At 50.3% G+C, this 507-nt stretch carries 1 protein-coding gene; it reads right to left on the reverse strand.

Going from position 1 to position 507, the window contains the following annotated elements; genetic code table 11:
- Positions 1–220 precede the first annotated feature (220 nt).
- Positions 221–507: RNA polymerase factor sigma-54 (locus ACXJ5O_RS29555; protein ID WP_457303000.1), on the reverse strand; the 287-nt coding region annotated here is incomplete at its 5' end.

The raw sequence follows: 507 nt of genomic DNA on the forward strand, positions 1-507 counted from the left end.
CTCATGATACCTCACCTTCATTGCGATTTTGTCATTGCCCGAACCAATCTACACTGTTGTGGGGAGGCGAGCAAAGACATCCCGTACAATCCGTGCGAGCGTTTCATCGCGTTTTCAATTGCTGATTCTTCATTCAAAGGTGCGCTTTCACTTCAATTGTCGCAAATTACCGGCGCTTGTCTCCCTGACCAGACTTCTTCGGTCCGGTTGAATTACCCACTCAACAAAATTCTACACCCACGTGGCGGATGAATCCAGACTTTCCATCGTCCTTGCCCGCCGATGCCTGAGCTTTTTTTTCTCGCCGCCTTTGCACAGAGGAAGCAATATTCATCCCCTCCCGGTATTTTGCGACCGTACGCCGTGCAATCTCGATCCCTTGCTCCTTCAACAAATCCACAATTGTATCGTCCGAGAGAATGTCGTCAGGTGTTTCCACGTCGATTAGCTGCTTGATCTGATGACGTACCGATTGCGATGAATGCTGCTCCCCACCTTCGGTTGCCG

Source organism: Phyllobacterium sp. P5_D12 (genome assembly GCF_054049495.1).